Genomic DNA, 4,605 nt, shown 5'->3' with positions numbered 1-4,605 from the left:
TAGCCCACACACGTAAGGACAACGATATGAGCGACCGGGTACTCGACCGGGTAGTGGCCATGGCGGACCAATTGCGCGACCAGGCCGCGGAGGCCGAACGAATTGGCCGGCTCACCGACGACACCGTCAAGCTGATGAAGGGCGCCGGCCTGATCCGGCTGCTGCAGACCAAGCAATACCAAGGCTTCGAGGTCCACCCCCGCGAGTTCGCCGAGACGACGATGGCCACCGCGGCGCTGGACCCCGCCGCCGGCTGGATCGTCGGCGTGGTGGGCGTGCATCCCTACCAATTGGCCTACGCCGACCCGAAAGTCTCCGCCGAAATCTGGGCCGACGACGTCGACACGTGGATGGCCTCTCCGTATGCGCCACAGGGCGTGGCGAAACCCGTCGACGGCGGCTACCTCTTCAACGGCCGCTGGCAGTTCAGCTCCGGCACCGACCATTGCGATTGGATCATCCTGGGCGCCATGCTCGGCGACGAAAAAGGCATCCCGCTGATGCCGCCCCGGATGCTGCATATGATCCTGCCGCGCAAGGACTACGAGATCGTCGAGGACTCGTGGAATGTGGTGGGGCTGCGGGGAACCGGCTCCAAGGACGTCATCGTCAAAGACGCGTTCGTCCCGAGCTACCGGACCATGGACGCGACCAAGGTGATGGACGGCACCGCCCAACGGGAGGCCGGCATGACCGAGCCGCTGTATCTGATGCCGTGGTCGACGATGTTCCCGCTGGGCATCTCCGCGGCGACAATCGGCATCGCGGAGGGCGCGCTCGCCGCGCACCTGGACTACCAGCGCGAGCGCGTCGGCGCCACCGGAACCGCGATCAAGGACGACCCGTACGTCATGCACGCGATCGGTGAGGCCGCGGCAGACATCAACGCCGCCCGCCAGGAGCTGCTGGCCAACGCCGACCGGATCTACGACATGGTCGCCGCCGGCAAGGAGGTATCTTTCGCCGATCGCGCCGCCGGACGCCGGACGCAGGTCCGCGCGGTTTGGCGCGCGGTGGCGGCCGTCGACGAGATCTTCGCCCGCTCGGGCGGCAATGCGGCCCGGATGGACAAGCCGCTGCAGCGGTACTGGCGTGACGTGCACGTCGGCCAGATGCATGCCATTCATGTGCCCGGCACCACTTACCACGCATCGGCGTTGAGTTCGATTGGCATCGAGCCCCCCGAGGGTCCGCTGCGGGCGCTGATTTAAGGAGCCTGCGATGACGGACCTGAAAAGCCTTGGCTACATCACCATTTCGACGAACGACATCGAACGCTGGCGCCGCTTTGCCTTCGGCGTCCTGGGTTTCGCCGAAGGGAGGGGCCCCGACGAGTCCGCGCTGTATCTGCGAATGGATGAGCGTGCCGCGCGGCTGATCGTGCTGCCGGGTGAGACCGATCGGGTGCTCACCATCGGCTGGGAGGTGCGCGATCACCCGGCGCTGCAACGGATCAAGGCGGCCCTCGACAGCGCCGGGATGCCATTCAAGCAACTGTCCGTCGACGACGCCGAAGCCCGCCGGGTGGAAGAGGTGATCACCTTCGACGATCCGGCCGGCACCACAATCGAGGTGTTCCACGGTCCGGTGCTTGATCACAGCCCGGTCGTCACTCCGTTCGGCGCGAAATTCGTCACCGGCGATCAGGGCCTGGGCCACGTCGTGGTGCCCGCGATGGATCCCAACGGGTTGTTCGCCTTCTACACCGAGGTATTGGGTTTCCGCTCCCGCGGCGCGTTCCGGGTGCCGTTGCCGAAAGAGTTTGGCCCGGTGCGAGTTCGCTTCCTCGGGATCAACGAACGCCACCACAGCCTGGCGATCGTACCCGCCGCACATATGCGCGACCCACGCCTGGTGCACATCATGGTCGAGGTCGACACCCTCGACGCGGTGGGTCAGGCGCTCGACCGGGTCAACGCCGAGGGCTTCCAGCTGTCGTCCACGCTCGGCCGCCACACCAACGACAAGATGATCTCCTTCTACGTCCGGGCGCCCGGCGATTGGGACATCGAGTTCGGCACCGAAGGCATGCGGGTCGACGAAACCTATTACACCGCAGAGGAAATCACTGCCGACAGCTACTGGGGCCACCAGTGGGTCGGCGAGATGCCCGCGGCGATGCAGCTATGACACCTGACACTGACGTCACACCGGTTGCGGCGTCGTCGATCACCGCGTGGGATCACGAAGCCGACGTCGTCATCGCCGGCTACGGCGTCGCGGGCGCGGCGGCCGCGGTCGAAGCGGCCCGGTCCGGCGCCGACGTTCTGGTGGCCGAACGCACCGGCTCCTGGGGCGGCGCGGCGGCGATGGCTGGCGGGTTCATCTACCTGGGCGGCGGCACGCCGCTGCAAAAAGCTTGCGGTTTCACCGATTCCGTCGACAACATGGCGGCGTTCCTCAACGTTGCGATGGGGCCGGGCGCCGACGAAAACCGGATCGCCGATTACTGCGCCGGCAGCGTCGCGCACTTCGAGTGGCTTGTCGGGTGCGGCGTGCCGTTCAAGGCGGAGTTCTTTTCCGAGCCCGGCTGGGAGCCGATGGGCGATCAGGGGCTGATGTACAGCGGCGGCGAGAACTCCTACCCGTTCAACACGATCGCCTCCCCCGCCCCGCGCGGGCATGTCCCGCAGATGCAGAACAAGAAGCAGGGCGAGGCCAGCGCCGGCTACATGCTGATGAAGCCGCTCGTCGAAACCGCAACCGCGGCAGGCGCACGGGCGCTTTATGACGTGCGGGTGCAGTGCCTGATCGTCGAATCCGACGGCCGGGTGGTCGGCATCCGCGCCCGGCAGTACGGCACCGAGATGACGATCCGCGCGCGCACCGGGGTCGTGCTGGCGACGGGAAGCTTCGCCTACAACGACGCGATGGTGGCGCGCTTCGCGCCACGGATCGCCGGACGTCCGGCCGCGTCGATCGAGCAGCACGACGGGCAGGCGATCCGGATGGCGCAGGCACTCGGCGCCGATCTGGCCCACATGGACGCCACCGAGGTCGCGATTTTCATCGACCCGCAGCAGCTGGTGCGCGGGATCTTGGTCAACGGGCGTGGCCAGCGGTACGTCGCCGAGGACACCTACCCGGGCCGCGTCGGACAGCTCACGCTCTACCACCAGGACAACACCGCCTACCTGATCATCGACAACGATGCGCAGGAAGAGGCGATGGCCTCGTGGTCACCGAAGTTCATGCTGCGGCCGCCGACCTGGGTGGCCGACAGCGTGGCCGACTTGGAGCGCGACATCGGCCTGGCACCCGGTTCACTGCAGGCGACCGTCGCCGCCTATAACGAGGGCGCTGCGCGCGGTGAGGATCCGCTGCTGCACAAGAAGCCGGAATGGATCAAGCCGATCGGCAGCCCGGTCGGCGCGATCGACCTGCGCGAGAACACCGGCGGCTTCACCCTGGGCGGGCTGGCCACCACGCTGGATGCCGAGGTGCTGCACGTCAGCGGCGAACCCATCCCGGGGCTCTTCGCCGCGGGCCGATCAACCGCCGGACTCGCCGCCTGGGGTTATGCCAGCGGCGCCTCGCTCGGTGACGGCAGCTTTTATGGCCGCCGCGCCGGCCGGTCGGCCACCAAGGGCTGATCACCTCGCCCAGCTCCTTGTGAAAGTGCGCTGAGGGCGTTGAGTGTGTGCCCTGGTCGGGAATTGCGCCGATAATGCGCCGTCAGCGCACACTCAACGCCGCCACGACACGCTCGCCCGTCAGTGTTGGTGTGTGACAGCGGCCACATCCGTGTGGTACAACAGATATTCCTAATAGGAATATGGCAGCCAGATACACCCCGCCCTTTGGAGGACCGATGTCAGGGACCGTGCGCTCCGTTTCCACCCCCGAATCAAGCACTCCCACGGCCGTCATCGACCGCATTTCGTTGGTCCTCGACGCGTTCGAAGGACCGGGACGGCTGACACTGGCCCAGATCGTCCGGCGCACCGGCCTGCCGCGTTCCTCAGCACACCGGATGCTCGAGCGCCTGGTGCAGCTGCGCTGGCTGCGCCGCAGCGGACGCGACTACGAGCTCGGCATGCGCCTGGTCGAACTCGGGTCGCTGGCCGTGCACCAGGACCGCCTGGTGCGTGCGGCGGGGCCGCTGCTGGGCGAATTGCACCGCGCCACCGGCCTTGTCGCACACCTCGCGGTGCTGGACGGACCCGACGTCGTCTACCTCGACAAGACCGGCGACCGGATGGCCGACGCGATTCCCACCCGGGTGGGCGGCCGCCAACCCGCGCATTGCACCGCCGTGGGCAAGGCGATCCTGGCCTACCGCGACGAGGACGCCCAAGTCGATCTGCGGGTCCGTAAGACCAAATACTCGGTCTCGACCAGCTCACAGCTGGCCGCGGAGCTGGCCAAGGTGCGCGCCCATGGCGTGGCGTTCGAGCGCGAGGAGTCGCTGCTCGGCTTCGGTTGTGTCGCAGCGCCTATCGGCGGCCCGGGCGAGGCTGTTGCCGCGGTGTCGGTCTGCGGCCCGATGAATCGCATGATGTTCGATCAGCGACTCACCGCGCCGGTGCGCATGACGGCGATGGGCATCTGGCGCAACGTCGAAGACGGCCCGCCGCGGGTCGCTCCGACGCTTCAGCCGCTGCG

The 4,605-nt window shown here is 67.5% G+C and carries 4 protein-coding genes; all 4 read left to right on the top strand.

All coding sequences use genetic code 11. The features are described 5' to 3' along the window. The first annotated feature begins 26 nt into the window (after positions 1 to 26). The gene (locus ACZY0B_RS26730) at positions 27 to 1,211 is read left to right on the top strand and encodes an acyl-CoA dehydrogenase family protein (protein ID WP_463767250.1); all 1,185 of its coding nucleotides are present in this window, start codon (positions 27 to 29) and stop codon (positions 1,209 to 1,211) included. Positions 1,212 to 1,221: 10 nt separating this feature from the next. Further along, positions 1,222 to 2,130 (top strand): biphenyl-2,3-diol 1,2-dioxygenase, encoded by a 909-nt coding sequence (gene bphC / locus ACZY0B_RS26725; protein WP_463767249.1) that lies wholly within the window; start codon positions 1,222 to 1,224, stop codon positions 2,128 to 2,130. Further along, the gene (locus ACZY0B_RS26720; protein WP_463767248.1) at positions 2,127 to 3,593 is read left to right on the top strand and encodes an FAD-dependent oxidoreductase; all 1,467 of its coding nucleotides are present in this window, start codon (positions 2,127 to 2,129) and stop codon (positions 3,591 to 3,593) included. Before bphC ends, ACZY0B_RS26720 begins: the two co-directional genes overlap by 4 nt. 218 nt (positions 3,594 to 3,811) lie before the next feature. Next, positions 3,812 to 4,605: IclR family transcriptional regulator (locus ACZY0B_RS26715; RefSeq protein WP_463767247.1), on the top strand; the 794-nt coding region annotated here is incomplete at its 3' end.

This window comes from Mycobacterium sp. IDUB_19 (assembly GCF_055419445.1).
Note: the sequence above shows the minus strand (reverse complement) of the source record. Positions and strands in the feature narration are given on the sequence as shown.

Bases quoted from the DNA above. Each gene is read 5' to 3' on its own strand.
- ACZY0B_RS26730 (WP_463767250.1), top strand. From the start codon at position 27: ATGAGCGACCGGGTACTCGACCGGGTAGTGGCCATGGCGGACCAATTG.
- bphC (WP_463767249.1), top strand. From the start codon at position 1,222: ATGACGGACCTGAAAAGCCTTGGCTACATCACCATTTCGACGAACGAC.
- ACZY0B_RS26720 (WP_463767248.1), top strand. From the start codon at position 2,127: ATGACACCTGACACTGACGTCACACCGGTTGCGGCGTCGTCGATCACC.